General features: G+C 68.6%; 14 protein-coding genes and 2 pseudogenes. 4 read left to right on the forward strand and 12 right to left on the reverse strand.

Annotated elements, in window-relative coordinates; translation table 11 throughout:
• From H0B43_RS11090 to H0B43_RS11120, 7 genes are all read right to left on the reverse strand, one after another.
• Complete coding sequence (locus H0B43_RS11090) at nucleotides 1-609, reverse strand: hypothetical protein (protein WP_185727843.1); 609 nt, start codon at nucleotides 607-609, stop codon at nucleotides 1-3.
• A 157-nt stretch (nucleotides 610-766) separates the two neighbouring features.
• Entirely contained in the window at nucleotides 767-1,549 is a 783-nt protein-coding gene (locus tag H0B43_RS11095) for an enoyl-CoA hydratase (protein WP_185727842.1), read from the reverse strand.
• A gap of 43 nt (nucleotides 1,550-1,592) precedes the next feature.
• Nucleotides 1,593-2,774, reverse strand: coding sequence for a fumarylacetoacetase (gene fahA / locus H0B43_RS11100; protein WP_185727841.1), 1,182 nt, complete (start codon nucleotides 2,772-2,774; stop codon nucleotides 1,593-1,595).
• Entirely contained in the window at nucleotides 2,771-3,628 is an 858-nt protein-coding gene (locus H0B43_RS11105) for a hypothetical protein (RefSeq protein WP_185730017.1), read from the reverse strand. Before H0B43_RS11105 ends, fahA begins: the two co-directional genes overlap by 4 nt.
• Nucleotides 3,629-3,630: 2 nt before the next feature.
• On the reverse strand, nucleotides 3,631-4,830 hold the full coding sequence (locus tag H0B43_RS11110; protein ID WP_185727840.1) for a homogentisate 1,2-dioxygenase: 1,200 nt from the start codon (nucleotides 4,828-4,830) through the stop codon (nucleotides 3,631-3,633).
• 99 nt (nucleotides 4,831-4,929) lie between these two features.
• Nucleotides 4,930-5,484 (reverse strand): MarR family winged helix-turn-helix transcriptional regulator, encoded by a 555-nt coding sequence (locus H0B43_RS11115; RefSeq protein WP_185727839.1) that lies wholly within the window; start codon nucleotides 5,482-5,484, stop codon nucleotides 4,930-4,932.
• Between the two features lie 70 nt (nucleotides 5,485-5,554).
• Nucleotides 5,555-5,758, reverse strand: a complete 204-nt coding sequence (locus H0B43_RS11120) for a hypothetical protein (protein ID WP_252189822.1) — start codon at nucleotides 5,756-5,758, stop codon at nucleotides 5,555-5,557.
• Between H0B43_RS11120 and H0B43_RS11125 the strand changes: the two are divergent.
• Nucleotides 5,745-6,092: pseudogene (locus H0B43_RS11125) on the forward strand (IclR family transcriptional regulator); the annotation flags it as partial. The gene H0B43_RS11120 and the pseudogene H0B43_RS11125 sit on opposite strands and share 14 nt — an antisense overlap.
• 6 nt (nucleotides 6,093-6,098) lie before the next feature.
• On the opposite strand, the gene H0B43_RS11130 reads toward H0B43_RS11125, so the two are convergent.
• The 5 genes from H0B43_RS11130 to H0B43_RS11150 are packed head-to-tail and all read right to left on the reverse strand — an operon-like array spanning nucleotide 6,099 to nucleotide 9,728.
• Nucleotides 6,099-7,670 (reverse strand): polyamine aminopropyltransferase, encoded by a 1,572-nt coding sequence (locus H0B43_RS11130; protein ID WP_185727838.1) that lies wholly within the window; start codon nucleotides 7,668-7,670, stop codon nucleotides 6,099-6,101.
• 4 nt (nucleotides 7,671-7,674) lie between these two features.
• A complete protein-coding gene (locus H0B43_RS11135) occupies nucleotides 7,675-8,145 on the reverse strand; it encodes a DUF350 domain-containing protein (protein ID WP_185727837.1) in 471 nt (156 codons plus the stop codon).
• Between the two features lie 28 nt (nucleotides 8,146-8,173).
• Nucleotides 8,174-8,587 (reverse strand): DUF4247 domain-containing protein, encoded by a 414-nt coding sequence (locus H0B43_RS11140; RefSeq protein ID WP_185727836.1) that lies wholly within the window; start codon nucleotides 8,585-8,587, stop codon nucleotides 8,174-8,176.
• Nucleotides 8,575-9,135, reverse strand: a complete 561-nt coding sequence (locus tag H0B43_RS11145; protein WP_185727835.1) for a DUF2617 family protein — start codon at nucleotides 9,133-9,135, stop codon at nucleotides 8,575-8,577. Before H0B43_RS11145 ends, H0B43_RS11140 begins: the two co-directional genes overlap by 13 nt.
• The gene (locus H0B43_RS11150) at nucleotides 9,132-9,728 is read right to left on the reverse strand and encodes a DUF4178 domain-containing protein (RefSeq protein ID WP_185730016.1); all 597 of its coding nucleotides are present in this window, start codon (nucleotides 9,726-9,728) and stop codon (nucleotides 9,132-9,134) included. The genes H0B43_RS11145 and H0B43_RS11150 overlap by 4 nt, the downstream gene beginning before the upstream one ends.
• A gap of 222 nt (nucleotides 9,729-9,950) precedes the next feature.
• On the opposite strand from H0B43_RS11150, the gene H0B43_RS11155 reads away from it, so the two are divergent.
• The 3 genes and pseudogenes from H0B43_RS11155 to H0B43_RS11165 all read left to right on the forward strand — a co-directional run bounded on the left by H0B43_RS11155 (nucleotide 9,951) and on the right by H0B43_RS11165 (nucleotide 18,870).
• The gene (locus H0B43_RS11155) at nucleotides 9,951-10,598 is read left to right on the forward strand and encodes an isochorismatase family protein (RefSeq protein WP_185730015.1); all 648 of its coding nucleotides are present in this window, start codon (nucleotides 9,951-9,953) and stop codon (nucleotides 10,596-10,598) included.
• A gap of 99 nt (nucleotides 10,599-10,697) precedes the next feature.
• Nucleotides 10,698-17,809 (forward strand): annotated as a pseudogene (locus H0B43_RS11160) (amino acid adenylation domain-containing protein).
• Nucleotides 17,806-18,870 carry an iron-siderophore ABC transporter substrate-binding protein gene (locus H0B43_RS11165; RefSeq protein ID WP_185727833.1) on the forward strand — a complete coding sequence of 355 codons (1,065 nt, stop codon included), beginning with the start codon at nucleotides 17,806-17,808 and terminating at the stop codon, nucleotides 18,868-18,870. The pseudogene H0B43_RS11160 and the gene H0B43_RS11165 overlap by 4 nt, the downstream one beginning before the upstream one ends.
• Nucleotide 18,871 lies beyond the last annotated feature (1 nt).

Below are 18,871 nucleotides of genomic sequence, written 5' to 3' on the forward strand. Positions count from 1 at the left end.
TCACCGTCCCGCCGACACCAACATCGGCGAGTGCATGTCGTAGTACGTCACCTCGTCGGTCAGCCGGCCTTCCTCCTCGAACAACGACCTCAGGTCGTCCGGTATCTCCAACTTCTCGTGGGAACGGGCCTCCGCCTCGGAGGTGAAGTACACCGCCTCGACGTATCCGCCGTCACCGTAGGTGCATAGCGTTCCACCGAGGATCTCCGGTCGCAGCTCGTGCACCCGGTCGGCGGACTCGGCCAGCAGCTCCCGCATCCGCTGGGCGTCGGTCGTGTGACCCTCCATGACCTGCACGAAGGTCGCGTCGTCCGAACCGCCGCCCATCCACTCGCTCACCTCGGGGCAGTCCATGAAGGAGACCGGACCCTCGAAGCACCGCTCGGTCTCCGCCCACCAGGCGCCCTGCTCGGGGCGCTCGCTGTTGCGTCGGGCCGCTTCGGCGGATTCGAATCGCGCCAGCGCGATGAACGTTCCGTCGTCGCACAGGCCCTGGGTGCATCCGAGGAAGCCCGTCGCCCCCGGACGCAGGTCCTCGGTCCAGCGGTCCATGCACCGGACGAGGCCGGCCTCGTCCGACACCTTTCCTTGAATGATCTGGATGAACATCGATGTCACCTCCCGCGGGACGATCGCCCCGCAGTGAGAACCAACTCGGTGACCGACCCGTCGCGGTCCACCGTCAGCGGGCACCGACGGCCCGCGGCCGCAGCCACTGCACACTTGATTTTTCGCCGGTTCGCCGGACCGCGCAATGCAGACAGAGCTACTTTCCCTGCCACTGCGGTGTGCGCTTCTCGACGAACGCCTGCATGCCTTCTTGGGCGTCGCAGGTGACGGCGTTGGTGGCCATAGTCTCGGCCATTGCCGCGTACGCCTGGTCCTGTGGGAGGTCGATCTGGCGGTAGAACGCCTGCTTGCCGATCTTCACAGTGAGCGGGCTGGCCTTCGTGATCTTGGCGGCGAGAGCCCGCGTCTGCGCGTCGAGGTCCGCCGGGTCGACCACCAGGTTCACCAGCCCCCAGTCCGCGGCGGTCTCCGCGCCGATCGTCTCGCCGGTGAGCAGCATCTGCAGGGCGCGCTTACGTCCGATCGCGCGGCTGAGAGCCACCATCGGGGTGGAGCAGAACAGGCCGATCTTCACCCCCGGCGTCCCGAACACGGCGTTCGACGACGCGACGACGAGGTCGCACGACGCCGCCAGCTGACAGCCCGCCGCAACGGCCGCGCCCTGGACGGACGCGATGACCGGTTGGGGAATCTCCTGCACGGCCTGCATCATGTCGACGCACGTGTCGAAGATCGCCTGCTCGTCCTCCAACGTGCGGCCGATCATCTCCCTCATGTCGTGGCCCGCGGAAAAGACAGGTCCTGCAGCCCTGATGACGACGACGCGGGTGGTGTCGTCGTCGCCCAGTTTCCGAAGTGCCGCGGTGACGTCCCGCATGGCCTCGGACGACAGCGGATTGCGCTGTTCGGGGCGGTTCAGGGTGAGGAACGCGACGCCGGCGTCCGGCTCGACAGTGGTCTCGACGAAGTTCTCGGTCATGACTACTGCCTACCACCCGGGAGTACTTGTCAACCGCCGACGGTTAAGAAGTACTCACAGGGGGAGCAATGCGGGCCCGCACCTCACCGAAGCCGATGCGGGTGCCGTTTGCGCCCGGTGCGGTGGCGGAGATGGCGATCTCGTCGCCGTCCTCGAGGAAGGTGCGCTTCTCGTCCCCGACCACGACGGGTTCCTGCCCACCCCAGGTCAGCTCGATGAACGCGCCGCGCTGGTCCTTCTCCGGACCGGAGATGGTGCCCGACGCGAACAGGTCGCCCGTGCTGGCGGCGGCGCCGTTGACCGTGGTGTGCGCGAGCATCTGCGCCGGCGACCAGTACATCTGTGCGTACGGTGGCCGGGACACGACGTGCCCGTTCCATTCGACGGCCAGGTCGATGTCCAGGCCCCACTTCTCCTCGCCGCGCAGGTACGGCAGCGGCTGCGGATCCTGCGTCGGGGTGTCGATGCGGGCCGCCTCGAGAGCGTCGAGGGGAACCACCCACGGCGAGATCGACGTCGCGAAACTCTTCCCGAGAAACGGGCCGAGCGGCACGTATTCCCAGGCCTGGATGTCGCGGGCGGACCAGTCGTTGACGACGACCGCACCGAACACGTAGTCGGCGAATTCGTCCGGGGCGATGGTCTCCCCCAGTTTCGTGGGGACGCCGACGAGGAAGCCCATCTCGGCCTCGATGTCGAGGCGGCGGGACGGTCCGAAGTCGGGGGCGTCCTGCCCGGGAGCCTTGCGTTGCCCGCACGGCCGGACCACGTCGGTACCCGACACGATGACCGTGCTCGACCGCCCGTGGTAGCCGACCGGAAGGTGCTTCCAGTTGGGCATCAACGGTTCGGAGTCGGGACGGAACAGTCGCCCGAGGTTGGTGGCGTGGTTCTCGGAGGCGTAGAAGTCCACGTAATCGGCGACGGCCACGGGCAGGTGCATGGTCACCTCGGCGACCGCGAAGACCGCGGTGTCGGCGATGTCGCCCTGCACGAGTGCGGTGATCTGCCTGCGGACCTCGGTCCAGCGCGCACGACCCTGCGCCATGAAGGCGTTGAGGGTGGGCTGCGCGAAAACGGCGTCACCGAGCGCGGCGGCGAGATCCACGACGGAATCTCCCACCCGCACCCCGACCCGCGGGGCCGAGTCAGGGGTCGAGAACACGCCGTACGGCAGGTTCTCCAGCCCGAAGAGGGAATCGGCGGGGATGTCGAGGACGGTCATGCGTGGGCTCCTTGATCTGCGGAGGCGAGAACGGTATTCGGTACGAGGTGCAGCGCGACGAGATCTTCGAGGGGCTCGAGAATGCTGCACGTGCCGAACGATCGGAAGGCGGTGCGGACGGCGCCGACCACGTCGGCGGGAAGGTCGCCGAGTTCGCGGGCGATTCGTGCGCCGTCGCGCTCGGCGAGGACTGCGGCCACTCGGTCGGCACCGGCACCGTCGAGAGCGTACCGGGTGGCGAGGAGCACGTTGAGGAAACCGTGCTGCTCGAACCCGGTGTGCGGATCGGTGTTGCGCACGGCGTGGTGCAGTCCGGCCGTCGCCTTGAACGGGACACCCGACGCGATCACGCTGCGGAGAGCGGATCCGAGTTCGGTCTCGTCCGGGTAGGCTTCGGCGGCAACACCTCCCGTCCGGAACTTGGCCGCGAAGGGGCCGCCGGCGAGGGCGTCGACAAAGTCGGCCCGGCGTTCGCCGCGCGGCACCTCGACGAACACGTCGACCCCGCCGGTCAGCGCCGCGACCGCATCCATCGCGGCGAAGAATTCCGCCGCGGACCGATAGGCCGGCACTGCGATCTCGAGTGCGACCGCCCTGGCACCGTCGATTTGCGCGAGGCGTTCGAGTGCGGGTTCGAGCGTGGCCGGGCCGCCGGGAAGCGTGAGGCTCAGTTCGAGCGGACCGGATGCCAGTTCGTTCAGCCGGTCGACCGGAAACACGAAGGGGCCGACCAGGTCTGCGTACAGCGCCGACCGGTGCCGGGCGTGTGCGGGCACGGCGTCGGGAAGGGGTGCGTTACCGGGCGGGAAGAGAGCGGCGTCGTCGCAGAGACCGGCGAACAGGGCGGGAATCACGGTCACGACTGCGGCCCCCGCCCCGCCCACGTCCACGCATAGCCCGAGTCCTCGCAGGCCAGTGCGCCCTCGCCGAGTTCGAGCGGACGGAACGTGTCGACCATGACGGCCAGTTCGTCGAAGAACTCGGCCCCGATGCTGCGTTCGTATGCGCCGGGCTGCGGGCCGTGCGCATGACCGCCGGGATGGATCGAGATCGACCCCTGCCCGATACCGGAACCCTTGCGCGCCTCGTAGTCTCCGCCGACATAGAACATGATCTCGTCGGAGTCGACGTTGGAATGGTAGTACGGCACCGGAATCGACAGCGGGTGGTAATCCACCTTGCGGGGCACGAAGTTACAGATCACGAAGTTGTTGCCCTCGAACGCCTGATGCGCCGGCGGCGGCTGGTGCACACGGCCCGTGATGGGCTCGTAGTCGGAGATGTTGAACGTATAGGGGTACAGGCACCCGTCCCAGCCCACGACGTCGAAGGGATGCTGCGGATACACCATTCGCGTGCCGACGATCCCGTGCGACGTCCGGTGCTTGACGAGCACCTCGACGTCCGTGCCCTCGGCCTGCAGCGTGTCGGACGGACCGTGCAGATCCCGCTCGCAATAGGGCGCGTTCTCGAGCAGCTGACCGAACCGCGACAGGTAGCGCTTCGGCGGGACGATGTGACTGTTGGCCTCCATCGCATAGGCGCGCAACGGTTCCGGACCCTGCGGGATCCACCGGTGCGTCGTCGACATCGGAATCAGGACGTAGTCACCCTGCTTCGCCTCCAGCGCACCGAACACGGTTTCCACGGTGGCCGCACCGGATTCGACGTAGACCATCTCGTCGCCGATCGCGTTGCGGTACAGCGGCGACTCCTTGGCGGCGACCACGTAGGAGATGCGGACGTCCGCGTTGCCGAGGATCAGCCGGCGTCCGGTGACCACGTCGGTGTCCGCCCAGACCGTCTCCGGGAAGAGGTCGTGCAACTTCAGGTGACGCGGCTTGAGCGGATGGTTGGGAGTCGTGCTCTGGTCGGGCAGCTCCCACACCGTGGCGTCGACGATCGCCGACGGGATGTGGCGGTGGTACAGCAGCGAGGAGTCGGACGAGAACCCCTCTTCTCCCATCAGCTCCTCGAAGTAGAGCCGACCGTCGTCGTCGCGATGCTGCGTGTGCCGCTTGGGCGGGATGGTGCCCACGTGCCGATAGAACGCCATGACCGGCCTCCCTAGAAGTGCGTGTCCGTAGTAGTAAACACATTAACTAATTTACGGGCGTGCTGGCAAGCACAGATTCCGACAGCGGCTCGAGCAGGGTCAGTTGCGCCCGCGGACGTCGAACTGGCTGCGATTGGTGATCAACTTGTCCAGCAGCATGACGAGAATGCGCTGCTCCGGTTCGGTGAGAACACTCGCCCAGGCATGTTCGCGCTCGTTCTGCTCACGGTAGATCTCACCGATCTCGCTCCGGCCCTTCTCCGTGAGCGACAACTGCACGGACCGGCCGTCCCGCTCGTCCGGGGTCCGTTCCATCAAACCCGCACCGACCAGTGTCTTCGTCAGATTCGAGACGGCCGCCCTGCTCATACCGGTGAGTTTGGCCGCCGTCTTCGACTCGACGGGACCGGCCAGCCACGTCACGAACATCAGCCGGAACCCCGACCACGACAGCCCGCGCGGTCGGTGAATCGACGACTCCAGGTCGTACGTGACCACGTTCGACGCGCGGTTCAACGTCAGGAGGACCTGCGTGGCGAGTTCGTGCGTCGAGCCGTATTCCGTGCTCAGGCGCCTGTTCGCCAGTTCGATGAACGACCAGAAGTCGAGACTGTCGGGCACCTCGACGGGCGCCGGCGCTGCGTCATCGGTCATGAAGGGAACCCTATCGCGAGCAGGTGGCGGGCCCGGTGCCCGCCACCGTCGTTCTTAGTATATCCATGAACTAGTTGACGCTGGCGACGTCTTCCAGTTCGACGGGCTCCTTCTTCGGGATCTTCAGGAACGCGAGCATGACCGCACAGATCAGCAGGCACGCGATCGGGAAGTACAGGCCGATGGTGACGTCGTCGGCGGTGGCGTTCTTTCCGATGACGTACGGACCGAAGAATCCGCCCATCGCCGCGATGGTGTCGATCCGGGCTCTCATGGTGGTGGAACCGCGCAGCGCGAAGGTGCACGTCGCATTCCGACCCGGCCAGGTCGATCCCGTCGACCGGGGTTCGGCAGGACTGGCGATTCTCGCCTCGCTCCCCGCCGTCGAGGGCGAACGTGCAGAGGTCACCGAGGCGCGTGCTCGCGGCTACGCCGTCACCGACGGCGAGGTGATCCCGTCCGTGCTCGGCGTTTCCGCTGCCATTCCCGGCCGTCGCGGCGATGCACTCGCGAGCGTGGGTGTGTCGGTGTTCGAGATGCCCGACGAGGAAGCCTTGGGATCGGCGGTCGTCGACGCGGCCCGCAGGCTCGGCAGCCTGCTGCGCTGACGCAGGTCAGCGCTCGTAGCCCTTTCGCATGTCGTCGACGATGCGCGGTCGGTCGAGGGTCGCGGGTTCGAGTTCGCGGCGGGGACGGTCGCGCGGGAAGATCGCGGACGCGGCGAGGGTGGGCTCGTCGAGGAAGCGGAGTTCTGGGACGTCGCGGGGAAGGCGCAGCGCCGGTGGTTCGGGACCGCGCCGGGCGAGGACGTACCCCCAGTCCCCGAAGCTCGGCACCAGCACGTGGTACGGGGTCACGGCCAGACGCGCGGACGCGACGGTCGACGTGGTGCGCCAGAACGCGTCCGGCGTCGAATAGGGGCTGCCCGACTGCACGACCATCAGTCCGCCGGGGTTGAGGGTGGCGGCGGCGAGGCCGTAGAACTCGGTGGAGTACAGGCGTCCGAGCGCCGGCGTGTCGGGGTCGGGGAGGTCGACGATGACGGCGTCGAATCCCGAGTCGGGTGCGTCGCGCAGCCATCGGAAGGCGTCGTCGAGGACCACGTGCACGCGCGGGTCCTGCAACGCTCCCTGGTTCAGCCCGGACAGCCGTGTGTTCGCGAGTTCGATGACCGCCGGATCGAGTTCCACCTGCACGATCTCGTCGACCCCGGGCAGTCGCAGGACCTCTCGGGCGGCGAGGCCGTCGCCCCCGCCGAGGATCAGCACCCGCTTGGGGTCGTCCGCCATCGCGGGGTACACCAGCGATTCGGTGTACCGGTGCTCGTCGACGCTGGAGAACTGGAGGTCGCCGTCCAGGAAGAGCCGCACGTCTCCCCCGCGCTCGGTGACCACGATCTCTTGATACTGCGACCGTTCCGCGGCGACCACGGGATCGGTGTAGAGACGTTGCCGCGACGTGGTCTCGATGCCGTCGGCGCGCACCAGCAGCACGGCGATGCACGCGGCCGCGACGAGCAGTGCCACGACGGCGAGCACGCGGGTGCGCAGGCTCAGCTGCCACCGCAGCAGGATCAGCGCCACCACCGCGGCGGCGACGAGGTTGACGATGCCGGTGATCGCGGCGCCGCGGATCATCCCGGCGATCGGCAGCAGGACGAACGGCCAGAGCAAGCCACCGACCAGGGCTCCTGCGTAATCGGCGGCGTTCAGGTTGGCCAGCACCTTTCCGGTGCTCTCGGCGTCGGTGTCGCTGCGGCCCGATTGCAGCAGCGTCATCAGGAGCGGGACCTCGGCGCCCACCAGCACGCCGATCAGGGCGGTGCCGAACACCAGAACGAGTGCGCTGGAACCGAAGAAGGTGAACGTCACGTACAGGGTCACCGCACTGAACCCGCCGACGAGACCGAGGACGATCTCGACGACTACGAACGACGCGGCGGCAGTGGAGAGCAGCGGTTTGGCGGCGAGGGCGCCGACACCGAGCGCGGCCACGAAACCCGCGACGATCAGGGAAGTCTGGGTGATTCCGCCGCCGGTCAGGCTGACCGACAGTGTCAGGAGGGCCAGTTCGTAGATCAGCCCGCACGCCGCGCACGCGGCCACCGCGGCCAGCAGGAAAGCCCGGGCCCGTGGCCCCAGGGCGAGTGCATCACGGGAATCCGACTCTATGGCAGGAGCATTCACGAGATCAGGTGAGCGCGGCGGCGTTTACGAGGCCGATGGCGAACAGGCTCGCACCGACGGCCCATGCGGCACCGCACATCTGCGGGTTCCCGACCAGGCCGACGAGTTGCCCCGGCAGCAGCACGTTCATCAGGCGTAGCGCGATCACCTGCAGCAGCACACCGAAGAGCCCGTAGACCGCGGAGTCGGCGAGTCCTTGTGCGAACCCGTCGGAACTGGTGAGAATGGCCGTGACCACGACGACGGCGAGGGCAAGGTGGTTCGATGCCAGCAGGATCGCCGCGTTGGGGTTCTTGTCGACGTACACCTGGTGCCGGAGATTGCCGGGAGTGGCGAGGTCGAGGACGGCGAATCCGACCCCGAGGACGGCGATGCCGACGACGAAATACGCCAGGGTGCCGAGCATGCCGACGGCGAGCAGTCCGACGTCGACGCTGCCGATTTCCGTTGCTGCCGCCGTGTAGGTGGTGTTCACGTACTTCTCCCGACTCGAGGGTTCTGTATCATTTCGCGCTCCCGGATCCGCCGCTGCCGCTGGCGCCGCCCGCCGGAGAACCGGGGTTGAAACCGGGCCCCAGATAAGCGAATCCACCACTTCGGTAGCGGCCGTCGATGTCTTCGACGCGGACGAGACTGCCGCCGCCCGGCCCGGCGCTGACCGTGACGATGTCGTCGTCGTAGCGCAGGTATTCGCTGCCGCCGTCGGCCTTCCGCGCCGCCGGCTGCTCCTCGGACACGATGTTCGAGACAGTCGTGCCCACCGGGTCTTTCGACGTGTAGGTCTTCGCATCGCCCGCGGTGTTCTGCAGGGCGTAGGTGTCGGCGATGTAGTCGCGGACGCCGCCGCCACACGCCGTCACGGCCGACACCAGGATCAGCATCGGCACGAGTCTCCTGAACCGGTTCACGGCTGCCACCTGCTTCGCGTCTTCACGATCACCCCGCCCCTGTCTCCCCCATACAGATGGCCTCCCGAGTACAGATGGCCTCCCGAGTACAGATGGTCTCCCGGGTACAGATGCCAGGTCTGCCAGGACCATCCGCCGGACTCGTCTCGCCGCGCCGTGAGTGCGGTCAGTGCGGTGTGGTCTCCGGGAAATGCCCCGCAGATCCAGCCGTCCACCTCGGTGGCCTGTCGGCGGAGCCAGTCGGCGGTCTGCTCGAGACGCGCACGGTCGACGACGTCGGTGGTCGAATCGAACCGGTACCCGTGCGCGCCGTCGGATGCGGGCAGCGGTCTGCCGCCCGCCCGGACCGCGTCGCACGACACCTGCTCGGTGATCCGCCGGCCCGCGAGACGCGCCGTCACCGCGTGCGACGCGCCGAGAACTCCCAACGTCACCGTGTCGTCACCGGAGGTGATGGTGAGTTCTGCCAGCGGAAGCGGGGTTTCGGCGTTCACGACGAGACCGAGCGCCGCCGCCGTCACATCGCGCGGTTCGACGTCGAGGACGTGCAGCGTCACTGCGAGGGGCCGGAATGGATGACGGTGAGTTCGCCGCGGGTGACGGCGCGGCCGGTGGAGACCTCCCACGACTGCGTCCGCGCCCAGCGTTCGAAGGACAGCAGACCCGACTTGTCGGCCGTCTCGTAGTCGGCGTAGTCGACGATGCCCTGCGGTGCGGTGCCGGTGGTGCCTTCGGCGGTGAACGAGGCCGTGCCCCGTTCGATCTGGCGGTGCACCCTGTCGTCGAGGATCACGTCACCGTTCGGTTCGAGTCCCGTGCCCTCGCGCCGCATCCACAGCGTCATGTCGAGGTTGCCCTCGTCGTTTTCGACCGTGAGCCACCGCTGACCGGTCGATCCGTCGAGGAGGTGCTCGTGCCAGATGTATCCCTCTTCGTCCAGGGTGATGGTTCCGCGCACGACGTGATCGATTCCCGCGTACGTGACGATGTCGCCGACGCCGATCTTGTACGGGTCGTAGACCTCCGGGTAGTCGGCGAGTGGATCGACCCGGGCGGCAGGAGTTGCCTTCTTCCCGGCCCGATTCCGCAGGATCAGCACGATTCCCACGATCACGACGACGATCAGCAGCAGTAACAGCAGCGTGGTCAACAGTCTCTCCCGGTCGACGGCTTCGGCGCGTGAGGCCGCGACAGGTCCCCACCGCTCAGTCACCTTACTGTGCGCCGCGCACCACCACACCTGGCGATTGCAGAGCCAGGTAGCAAAGGCTAGCCTAACCGAATGCGCAAACGGTGGGGCGGAGCGCTGTCCTTCACCGAGATTCGCGCGGCATACGCCAAGAAGCCGATCAGACCGACAGTGAGGAACCATATGGCCATCCCGTCCATCCCGACCTACACGATCCCGGAGATGCACGAGGTCCCCGAATCGAAAGTGCCCTGGCGCCTCGACCCGCGGCGTTCCGCACTGCTGGTCCACGACATGCAGAACTACTTCATCGACGCGTACGACGTCCGGGCCGAGCCGATGGCCACCGCATTGGCGAACATGGTCCGGATCCGCGAACTCTGCTCGGAAGCTGGGATTCCCGTGATCTACACGATGCAGCCGGGCGACCAGCACCCGTCGCGTCGCGGCATTCTCGCCGACCTCTGGGGGCCGGGACTGACGTCGGGTCGCGACACGGAGGTGGTCGAGCCGCTCGCCCCGCGCGAGGGCGACATCCAGGTGACCAAATGGCGGTATTCGGCCTTCCAGCGCACCGACCTGCGGCAGTTGCTCGGCCACCACGGCCGCGACCAGCTGATCGTGACCGGCGTCTACACGCACATGGGCTGCATGCTGAGCGCCGCCGAGGCGTTCATGTCCGACGTGCAGCCGTTCCTGGTCTCCGACGCGACTGCGGATTTCAGCCGAGACGAGCACCTCATGGCGCTCACCTACGCGTCGAAGCGCTGCGGTTCGGTGACCACCACGGACGCGCTGGTCTCGGCGCTCTCCCCGCTCGAGGTCGGCTGAGCTGGGTCACCACAGAACATGTGGTTAGGCTAACCTGACACGCTGAGTAGGCCGAAAGTCCCGAGCCCGAATGCCGAAAGCATCAGGAGTGCCTGTTAGATGTCCCTTTCGATCTCGTCGCCGTCCGCCCTGCCGACCGGAGCGGACACGGCCGTCGTCGGCCTGACCTCCGCCCAGCGCGAACTGTGGGCGGGGCACCACCTCGACCCGACAGGGGCGGCCTTCACGACGGCCGAGTACGTCGAGATCGGGGCCTCGGTCGACGTCGAGGCCCTCGCGGCGGCGGTGCGCACGGTGATCGAGGAGGCCGAGGTGCTCTCGGTCCGCTTCGTGGCCGAGCCGGGTGCCGATTCGGCCGACGTCGTCCAGGCGCACGATCCGCTCCGCGCACCCGATGTCGAACGCCTCGAACTCGGCAGGGCTGCGGCCCTGGAGTGGATGCACGCGGACGTGCGCGCACCGCTCGACTTCGACTCCGCCGCTCCCCTCGTGCGGACGGCGGTGATCACGATCGAATCCGGTGTGCTCTGGTACCTTCGCGCTCCGCACGCGCTGCTCGACGCGTACGGGTATTCACTGCTCGCCCGGCGCGTGGCGGCGCTGTACGCCGCGCGGATCGCGGGCACGGAGCCACGGCCGGCGAAGTTCCCGTCGTTGCGGGCGCATGTGGAGGCGGCCCGGGATTTCGATGCCGCGACACCCGACGTCGAGGCGCCCCGAGGCACCGGCCGTCCGGCCGGGTTCAGCGACACCGCGCGCAGGCCCGCCCCCGACCCGCATCGCTGCACGATCCCGATCGACCCCCGAACGGCGAAGAGCCTCCGCGACGCGGCCACGGCGCGGGCGGCCACCTGGGTCGAAGCGGTCTACGCGACCGCGGCCGCATACCTGGGCGCCCACACGGGAGCCGAGGAGATCCGGCTGCGCGTCCCGGTGCTGGCACGGCAGGGCATCGAGCTGACCTCGCCCGTGACGGCCACGAACATTGTGCCGCTCCGCATTACGCTGGGATCGCAACCGACGTTCGCCGACGTCATCGCGCGGGTGGCGGCGGCGCTGTCGGACACGCGCCCGTTCCAGCGAGTCCGTGACGCCGGGGGCAGCGTCACCGGCGGACCGGTCGTGAACGTCAAACCGTTCGCCGCCGGAATCGCGTTCGGCCCCACCTTCGGCCTGGTGCACCAACTCGCCACCGGCCCGGTCGACGACGTGGTGATCTCCGTGTCAGGCGCCGGGGACGAGCTCACCCTCGAGTGGGCCGGAAACCCCGAGGTGTACAGCGCGACCGAGATCCGGGATCACGCCCACCGCTTCGCGCACTACCTCCGAAACATCTCCACGGCGACGGAACCCGTCTCCGCTGTCGACGTCTGCGCCCCGGACGAACTGCGGCGGTGGCGATTGGCCGCCGGACTGGACCGGACCACCGGCGCCGCACTGCCCGACAGCGACAGCATCGTCTCCGCCTTTCTCGCTCAGGCGCGTACCCACCCGGACCGCGTGGCCGTGAACGATCTTACGTACCAGGAACTTTCGCGCCGCAGCGCCGCACTGGCGTCGCGCCTGAGGTCGGCCGGCGCCCGGCGCGGCACGGTGGTGGCCGTCAACCTCCCCCGCGGCACCGACCTGATCGTCGCCGTCCTCGCGATCCTCCGCAGCGGCGGGACCTACCTGCCGATCGACCCGTCGTCGCCCGCCGAGCGTGCCCGGTTCATCCTGCGGGATGCGCAGCCGTCGCTGGGCATCGGATCCGCCGACCTGCTCGGCGACCTTCCCCGGATCGACGAGGACGCCGAATCGTCCGAGATCGGCGAACTCGCGAATGCGGTGCACGGGGGCGACATCGCGTACATCATCTACACCTCCGGGTCCACCGGTGTGCCCAAGGGTGTTCCGATTCCACACCGCAACGTGATGCGGCTGTTCGACGTGTCCCGCGAATGGTTCACGTTCACCGAGGACGACTGCTGGCCGCTGCTGCACTCGTATGCGTTCGACTTCTCCGTCTGGGAGATCTGGGGCGCGCTGCTGCACGGTGGCCGCCTCGTCACGGTCGACGAGGCCACCCTGACGTCGCCGGCCGACCTCGCCGCGCTGCTCGTCGACGAGGGCGTCACCGTGCTGAACCAGACGCCGTCCGCATTCGGGCATCTCGTCGACGCGCTCGCCCGCGCGGACTCCTTCGACCGACTGCGACTGCGGTACGTCGTGTTCGGCGGTGAGGCCCTCGATCCCGCCGTGCTGCGCGCCTGGTTCGCCGCCGCGGAAACGGTTGCGGGAACCGAACTCGTCAACATGTACGGAATCACCGAGACCACCGTGCACGTCACCGCGACGAAGGTCACCGCGGCCGACGCCGTGGACATCGGGGTTCCGCTCGGCGACCTGCGCACCTACGTTCTCGGCGCGGGGCTGCGCCCGGTGCCGCCCGGTGTCACCGGCGAGATCTACGTGTCCGGCCCCGGACTGTCCCCCGGCTACCTCGGGCGTCCCGGCCTGACGACGGGGCGGTTCGTCGCCGACCCGTTCACACCGGGCGGGACGCGCATGTACCGCACCGGCGACCTCGCACGCTATGACGCGGCGGGCGTTCTCCACTACCACGGCCGGATCGACGACCAGATCCAATTACGCGGGTACCGTGTCGAACTCGGCGAGATCACCGCCGCGATGACCGCGGTGGACGACGTGCAGGCGGCGGTGGCCACGGTGCACGAGCAGGCCGGCCGCGACCAGCGGATCGTCGGGTACGTCGTGCCCCGGCCGGGCGCGTCGCCCGACGTGGTCGAAGAGCAGGTGCGGGCGCACGTCGTCCGGTCCCTTCCCGGATACATGACACCGGCCGCACTGGTGCTGCTCGACCGGTTGCCGTTGACCCACAACGGGAAGGTCGACAAGGACGCGCTGCCCGCCCCGCGGTGGCTCGGACAGGCCGACGACGTCGCGCGCACCGACACCGAAGCCCGGATCCTGCCGCTGTTCACCTCGGTGCTCGGCGCCGAGCAGGTCGGCGTCCACGACGACTTCTTCGCGCTCGGCGGCAACTCCCTCCTCGCCGCCGCCCTCGTGTCCGCGATCACCGCGGAACTGGGTGTGCCGCTGCGGGTTGCGGCAGTGTTCGAGAATCCCACCGTGGCCGCGGTGGCCGCGCTCGTCGAGGACGCCGACGAGCGGACGTCGGCGAACAGGCCGATCCCCCGCGACCTCCCGGAGGGCACCCCGGTGCCGTTGTCGCCGGCGCAGGAACGCCTGTGGTTCCTCGACGGCGCGGCCGGCGGCGGAGCGTACCTGCTGGCCCTGGCGGTCGACTTCGGGGACGGCCTCGAACCCGACGCCCTGTCCGCGGCGCTGGGGGACGTCGTGACCCGGCACCAGTCGTTGCGGACGGTGTTTCCCCTCGTCGACGCGATGCCGCACCAGGTCGTGCTTCCCGCCGGACGCGCGAAGGTCCGGCTCGAACGCGTCGACAACGTCGGCAACATCGAGGCACACATCGGGGCGATGACGACCGTGGGTCTCGGGCTCACGGACCAGCCGCCGCTGCGGGCCGTCCTGTACGAGCCCCAGCACACCCTGGTGCTGTTGATGCACCACATCATCGGCGACGAATGGTCGCAGTCGAAGCTTCTCGACGACCTCGCCTTCGCCTACAACGCGCGCCGGGCGGGCCGCGCACCGGCGTTCGAGCCGCTGCCGCTGCAGTACCCGGATGTCGCGGTGTGGCAACGGGATCGGATCGGGGTGGGCACCGGCGAGGACACCGCCCTGCTGCGCGGCCAACTCGACTACTGGCGGAACCAACTGGCCGGACTGCCGCTCGAACTGGGCTGGCGCACGGACCGGCCGCGCCCCGCGCTGCCGACGCATCGCGGCGACACCGTGCGCCGCAGCCTCTCACCCGAATTGCACGCCGCCGTCGACCGATTGGCCGCCGAGCGGCGCGCAAGCTTCTTCATGATCGTCCACGCCGCGGTGGCCGTGCTCCTCGAAAGACTCGGGGCCGGTGAGGACATCGCCCTCGGTGTGCCCGTCGCCGGTCGCAGTCACCCCGACCTCGACGCGATGGTGGGCTGCTTCATCAACACGGTCGTCCTGCGCACCGATGTGTCGGGCGACCCGACGTTCGACGAACTGCTGGACCGGGTCCGGGCCGTCGACCTCGACGCCGTCGACCACGCCGACGTGCCGTTCAACCGCATCGTGGAACTCGTCAATCCCCCGCGGTCCTCGGCCCGCCACCCGCTGTTCCAGGTGATGCTCTCGCACTGGAAGCTGGACGGCGCGCAGGAACGATTCGACGGGACCCCCGCCGACGTGCGGATGCTCGATGCGACGTCCGCGAAATTCGATCTGGCGCTGCGTTTCCAGGAACGCCCGGACAGCGGCGGAGTCGACGTCACGTTCGAGTACTCCACCGAACTCTTCGATGCTGCGACGGTCGAATCGCTCGCCGACCGCCTCGCCGTGGTGATCGAGCGACTCGTCGAGAACCATGAGCAGCGAATCGGCCGGCTCGACATCCTGACCCCGCAGGAGCGAGGCCGGGTGCTCGGGGACTGGTCCCACGCGGGGCACTCCGTCCCGTCCCGCACGTTCGACGAGTACTTCTCCGAGCAGGTGGCGCAGACACCCGGCGCCGAGGCCCTCGCCGTCGGTGCGAGCGTGCGGCCCGCGGTCTCCCTCACCTACCGGCAGCTCGACGAGCGGGCGAATCGGATTGCGCACCTGCTGATCTCGCGTGGCGCCGGGCCAGGGGACGTGGTCGCGCTCGCCCTCGACCGCTCCGCCGAGCTGATCGTCAGCGTTCTCGCGGTGCTCAAGAGCGGTGCGGCGTACCTCCCCGTCGACCCCACGTACCCGGCCGACCGGATCGCGCACATGCTCGCCGACGGCACCCCGGTCGCGATCGTCACCTCGTCCGTCGGCGTGCCCGACCGCACGCCGCTGGGTACCGGCGTGCCCCTCCTCGACCTCGACGATCCGGACGTGCAGGCCCTGCTCGATTCCCAGCCGGTCACCGCCCCCACGGACGCCGACCGGAGCAGGCCACTGCGACTCGACGACGCCGCGTACCTCATCTACACATCCGGCTCGACGGGCGTGCCGAAGGGCGTCGTCGTCCCCCACCGGGGCATCGCTGACCTGCTGTCGCTGCAGTCGGACGTGATCGGCATGGACCACACCACTCGTGCGCTGCACTTCTCGTCGATCAGCTTCGACCTCGCGTTCTGGCAGATCATGTGGGGGTTGCTGTCGGGTGGAACGTTGGTGGTCGCGACGGATGCCGACCGTGTTCCCGGGGAACCGCTCGCCCGCGTCATCACCGAACACGACGTGAACTTCGTCGGCGTGCCACCGTCGTTCGCCGCCGCGTTCCCGCCGGAGCACCCCATCCCGGACGGCGTCGACCTGATGCTCGGCGCCGAGAAGCTCACACCCCAGCTGATCGAGCGGTACGCACCCGGCCGCCGGCTGTTCAACGCGTACGGCCCCACCGAGTGCACGGTCAACGCGACCCTGGCCCTCGTCGAACCGGGACACGAAGGCCCCGTCCCCATCGGCGTCGTCGATCCGGGCAAGCACGCCTACGTCCTCGACCACGCGCTGCGACCGGTGCCGCCGGGTGTGTCCGGCGAGCTGTATCTCGCCGGCGACAGCGTCACCCGCGGATATCGCAACCAGAGCCCCAAGACCGCGGAACGTTTCGTCGCCGACCCGTTCGCGGACCCGGGCGGTCGTATGTACCGGACGTCGGATGTCGTGTGGTGGGGCCGCGACGGCCAGATCTACTTCACCGGCCGGGCCGATTCCCAGGTCAAGGTGCGCGGATTCCGCATCGAGCTCAACGAGATCGAGGCCGTGCTGTCCGGTGACCCGGACGTCGAGCACATCGTCGTCGTGGTGCGCGAGGACCGTCCCGGCGATCAACGGCTCGTCGCGTACGCCACGTCGGTGCCGGGCGGCCGGATCGATCCCGACCAGTTGCACCGTCGCGCCGCGAGCCGGTTGCCGGACTACATGATCCCGGCGGCGTTCATCGCCGTCGACGAGTTCCCCTCCCTCCCCAACGGCAAGCTCGACCAGTCGTCGCTTCCCGTCCCGCACCTGTCGCTGCAGGTGTCCGAGCGGGGACCGCGCACGGCCCGCGAGGAGGTGCTGTGCCAGCTGTTCGCCGAGGCCCTCGGGATCGAGCGGGTCGGCATCGACGACAGCTTCTTCGACCTCGGCGGCCACTCGCTGATGGCGGCCGGCCTGATGAGCGCGATCTCGAGCCGGCTGTCGGTGAGCGCGACGGTCGCGTCGCTGTTCGCGGCTCCCACGGTGGCGCAACTCGCCGACCGCCTCGACGACGACTCCGACGCCGACGCCCTGGCCGTTCTGCTGCCGTTCCGCACCGAGGGGTCCCGGCCGCCGGTGTTCTGCTTCCACCCCGCCGGTGGAATCAGCTGGGGCTATTCGGGTCTGCTTCGGCACATCGACGACGACTACCCGCTGTACGGCGTGCAGGCCTCCAACCTGTCGACGTCGACGCGACCGCCGGAAACGCTGCAGGACATGGCCGCCGAATACATCGAGCACATGCGAACCGTGCAACCGACGGGCCCCTATCACCTTCTCGGATGGTCGCTGGGCGGCGTCGTCGCGCACGCCATCGCCGGCGCCCTGCAGAATCAGGGCGAGGAGTTGGGCATGCTCGTCCTGCTCGACTCCTTCCCCTCCGATGCGTGGGCGTCGATGCCGACGGAGCAGGACGCACTCGCCGCGTTGCTCTACATGGTCGGCTACGACCCGGAACCGCTCATCGCCTCCGACACCGAGCCGCACCGCGGCGACGGACTGACCCGGCAGCAGGTCATCGACATCCTGCGCGGCGAGGGCAGCGCCCTCGCCGGGATCAACGAGCACACCCCGGCCGCGATGATCGACAACTTCGCGAACGCCGTGCGCCTCGAATCCGAACCCTCGCAGATCGTGGTGGACTCCGACCTGCTGTTCTTCACGGCGGCCCGGAACCCCGCGACGTCCGCGACCTACGACCTGTGGCAGCCGTTCGTGACCGGCACGATCGTCAACCACGACCTCGACTGTGAGCACAAGGACATGACTCAGCCCCGCTGGATCGGGGAAGTCGGCACCGTCGTGAACGCGGCCCTCGCCGCATTCGGCTCACACCCAGACCCCAACAAGTAAGAGAACAGGGAGATCGATGAAAACGTCCGGAAGATACTGGCGTAGAGCCGGAATCGTGATGATGGCGGCAACCGCGTTGTTCGCCGGTGCCTGCAGCGAGTCGACGTCCGACTCGACCGACGCGGCGGGATCCGCGACCGGACAGGCCGACGCGTCGGCCTTCCCCGTGTCGATTCCGTCGGCGCTCGGCACCGCCGAGATCACGGAGGCCCCGAAGCGGGTCGTCACCCTCGGCTGGGGCAGCGAGGACGCGGCACTGTCGCTCGGCGTCGTGCCCGTCGCGGTGCAGAACATGAAGTCGGACACCGGAACCGACGACGGTCTGCTCCCGTGGTCGCGGGCGAAGCTCGGAGAGCTCGACCCGAATGCGGAGCCCACGCTGCTGACGGCGTCGAGCAAGGAGATGCCGTACGAGCAGATCGCGGCGCTCGACCCGGACGTGATCCTGGCCGTGCACTCGGGCGTCAATCAGGAACAGTTCGACAAGCTGTCGGCCATCGCCCCCACCGTGGCGTACCCGGAGCGTCGCTGGGCGACCAGCTGGGAAGACCAGATCACCACCGTCGGCAAGGCCCTCGGCCGGTCGGCTCAGGCCGAGGCCCTGGTCACGCAGACGCAGGACACCCTCGCGCAGGCGAAGTCGCGGCACCCCGAGTTCGCCGGGAAGACGGTGGCTTTCGGTAGCGGCACCGAAGCGGGATCGTACAACTTCTACTTCGACACCGATCCTCGCCTGAAGATGCTCGCGAGTCTCGGTTTCACCGTCGACCCGCTCGCCCAGCAGTTGCGCGAGAACAGCGACCAGAGCAAGTTCGCCGCTCCGGTCAGCCTCGAACTGCTGCCGACGTACAACCCGGACGTCCTGCTCGCCTGGTACCTGTCACCCGAGCTGCAGAACGAGGTCCAGTCGAACCCGCTGTTCGCCGGGATGAAGGCCGTGCGCGACAACTCCTACGTGGGTCTGACCGATCCGCCGCTGGTGTTCGCGTCGAGCTCGCCGAACGTGCTCAGCGTGCCGTGGCTGCTGGACAAGCTGCTCCCGCAGCTCTCGCAGGCCGCGAACAATGCTCAGGCCAGCTAGT

The sequence above is a fragment of the Rhodococcus sp. 4CII genome, assembly GCF_014256275.1.
GTDB classification, from domain to species: Bacteria; Actinomycetota; Actinomycetes; order Mycobacteriales; family Mycobacteriaceae; genus Rhodococcus_F; species Rhodococcus_F wratislaviensis_A.

Coding starts and splice junctions, on each gene's coding strand:
- H0B43_RS11090 (WP_185727843.1), bottom strand. CDS start 609: ATGTTCATCCAGATCATTCAAGGAAAGGTGTCGGACGAGGCCGGCCTC.
- H0B43_RS11095 (WP_185727842.1), bottom strand. CDS start 1,549: ATGACCGAGAACTTCGTCGAGACCACTGTCGAGCCGGACGCCGGCGTC.
- fahA (WP_185727841.1), bottom strand. CDS start 2,774: ATGACCGTCCTCGACATCCCCGCCGATTCCCTCTTCGGGCTGGAGAAC.
- H0B43_RS11110 (WP_185727840.1), bottom strand. CDS start 4,830: ATGGCGTTCTATCGGCACGTGGGCACCATCCCGCCCAAGCGGCACACG.
- H0B43_RS11115 (WP_185727839.1), bottom strand. CDS start 5,484: ATGACCGATGACGCAGCGCCGGCGCCCGTCGAGGTGCCCGACAGTCTC.
- H0B43_RS11120 (WP_252189822.1), bottom strand. CDS start 5,758: ATGAGAGCCCGGATCGACACCATCGCGGCGATGGGCGGATTCTTCGGT.
- H0B43_RS11155 (WP_185730015.1), top strand. CDS start 9,951: ATGGCCATCCCGTCCATCCCGACCTACACGATCCCGGAGATGCACGAG.
- H0B43_RS11165 (WP_185727833.1), top strand. CDS start 17,806: ATGAAAACGTCCGGAAGATACTGGCGTAGAGCCGGAATCGTGATGATG.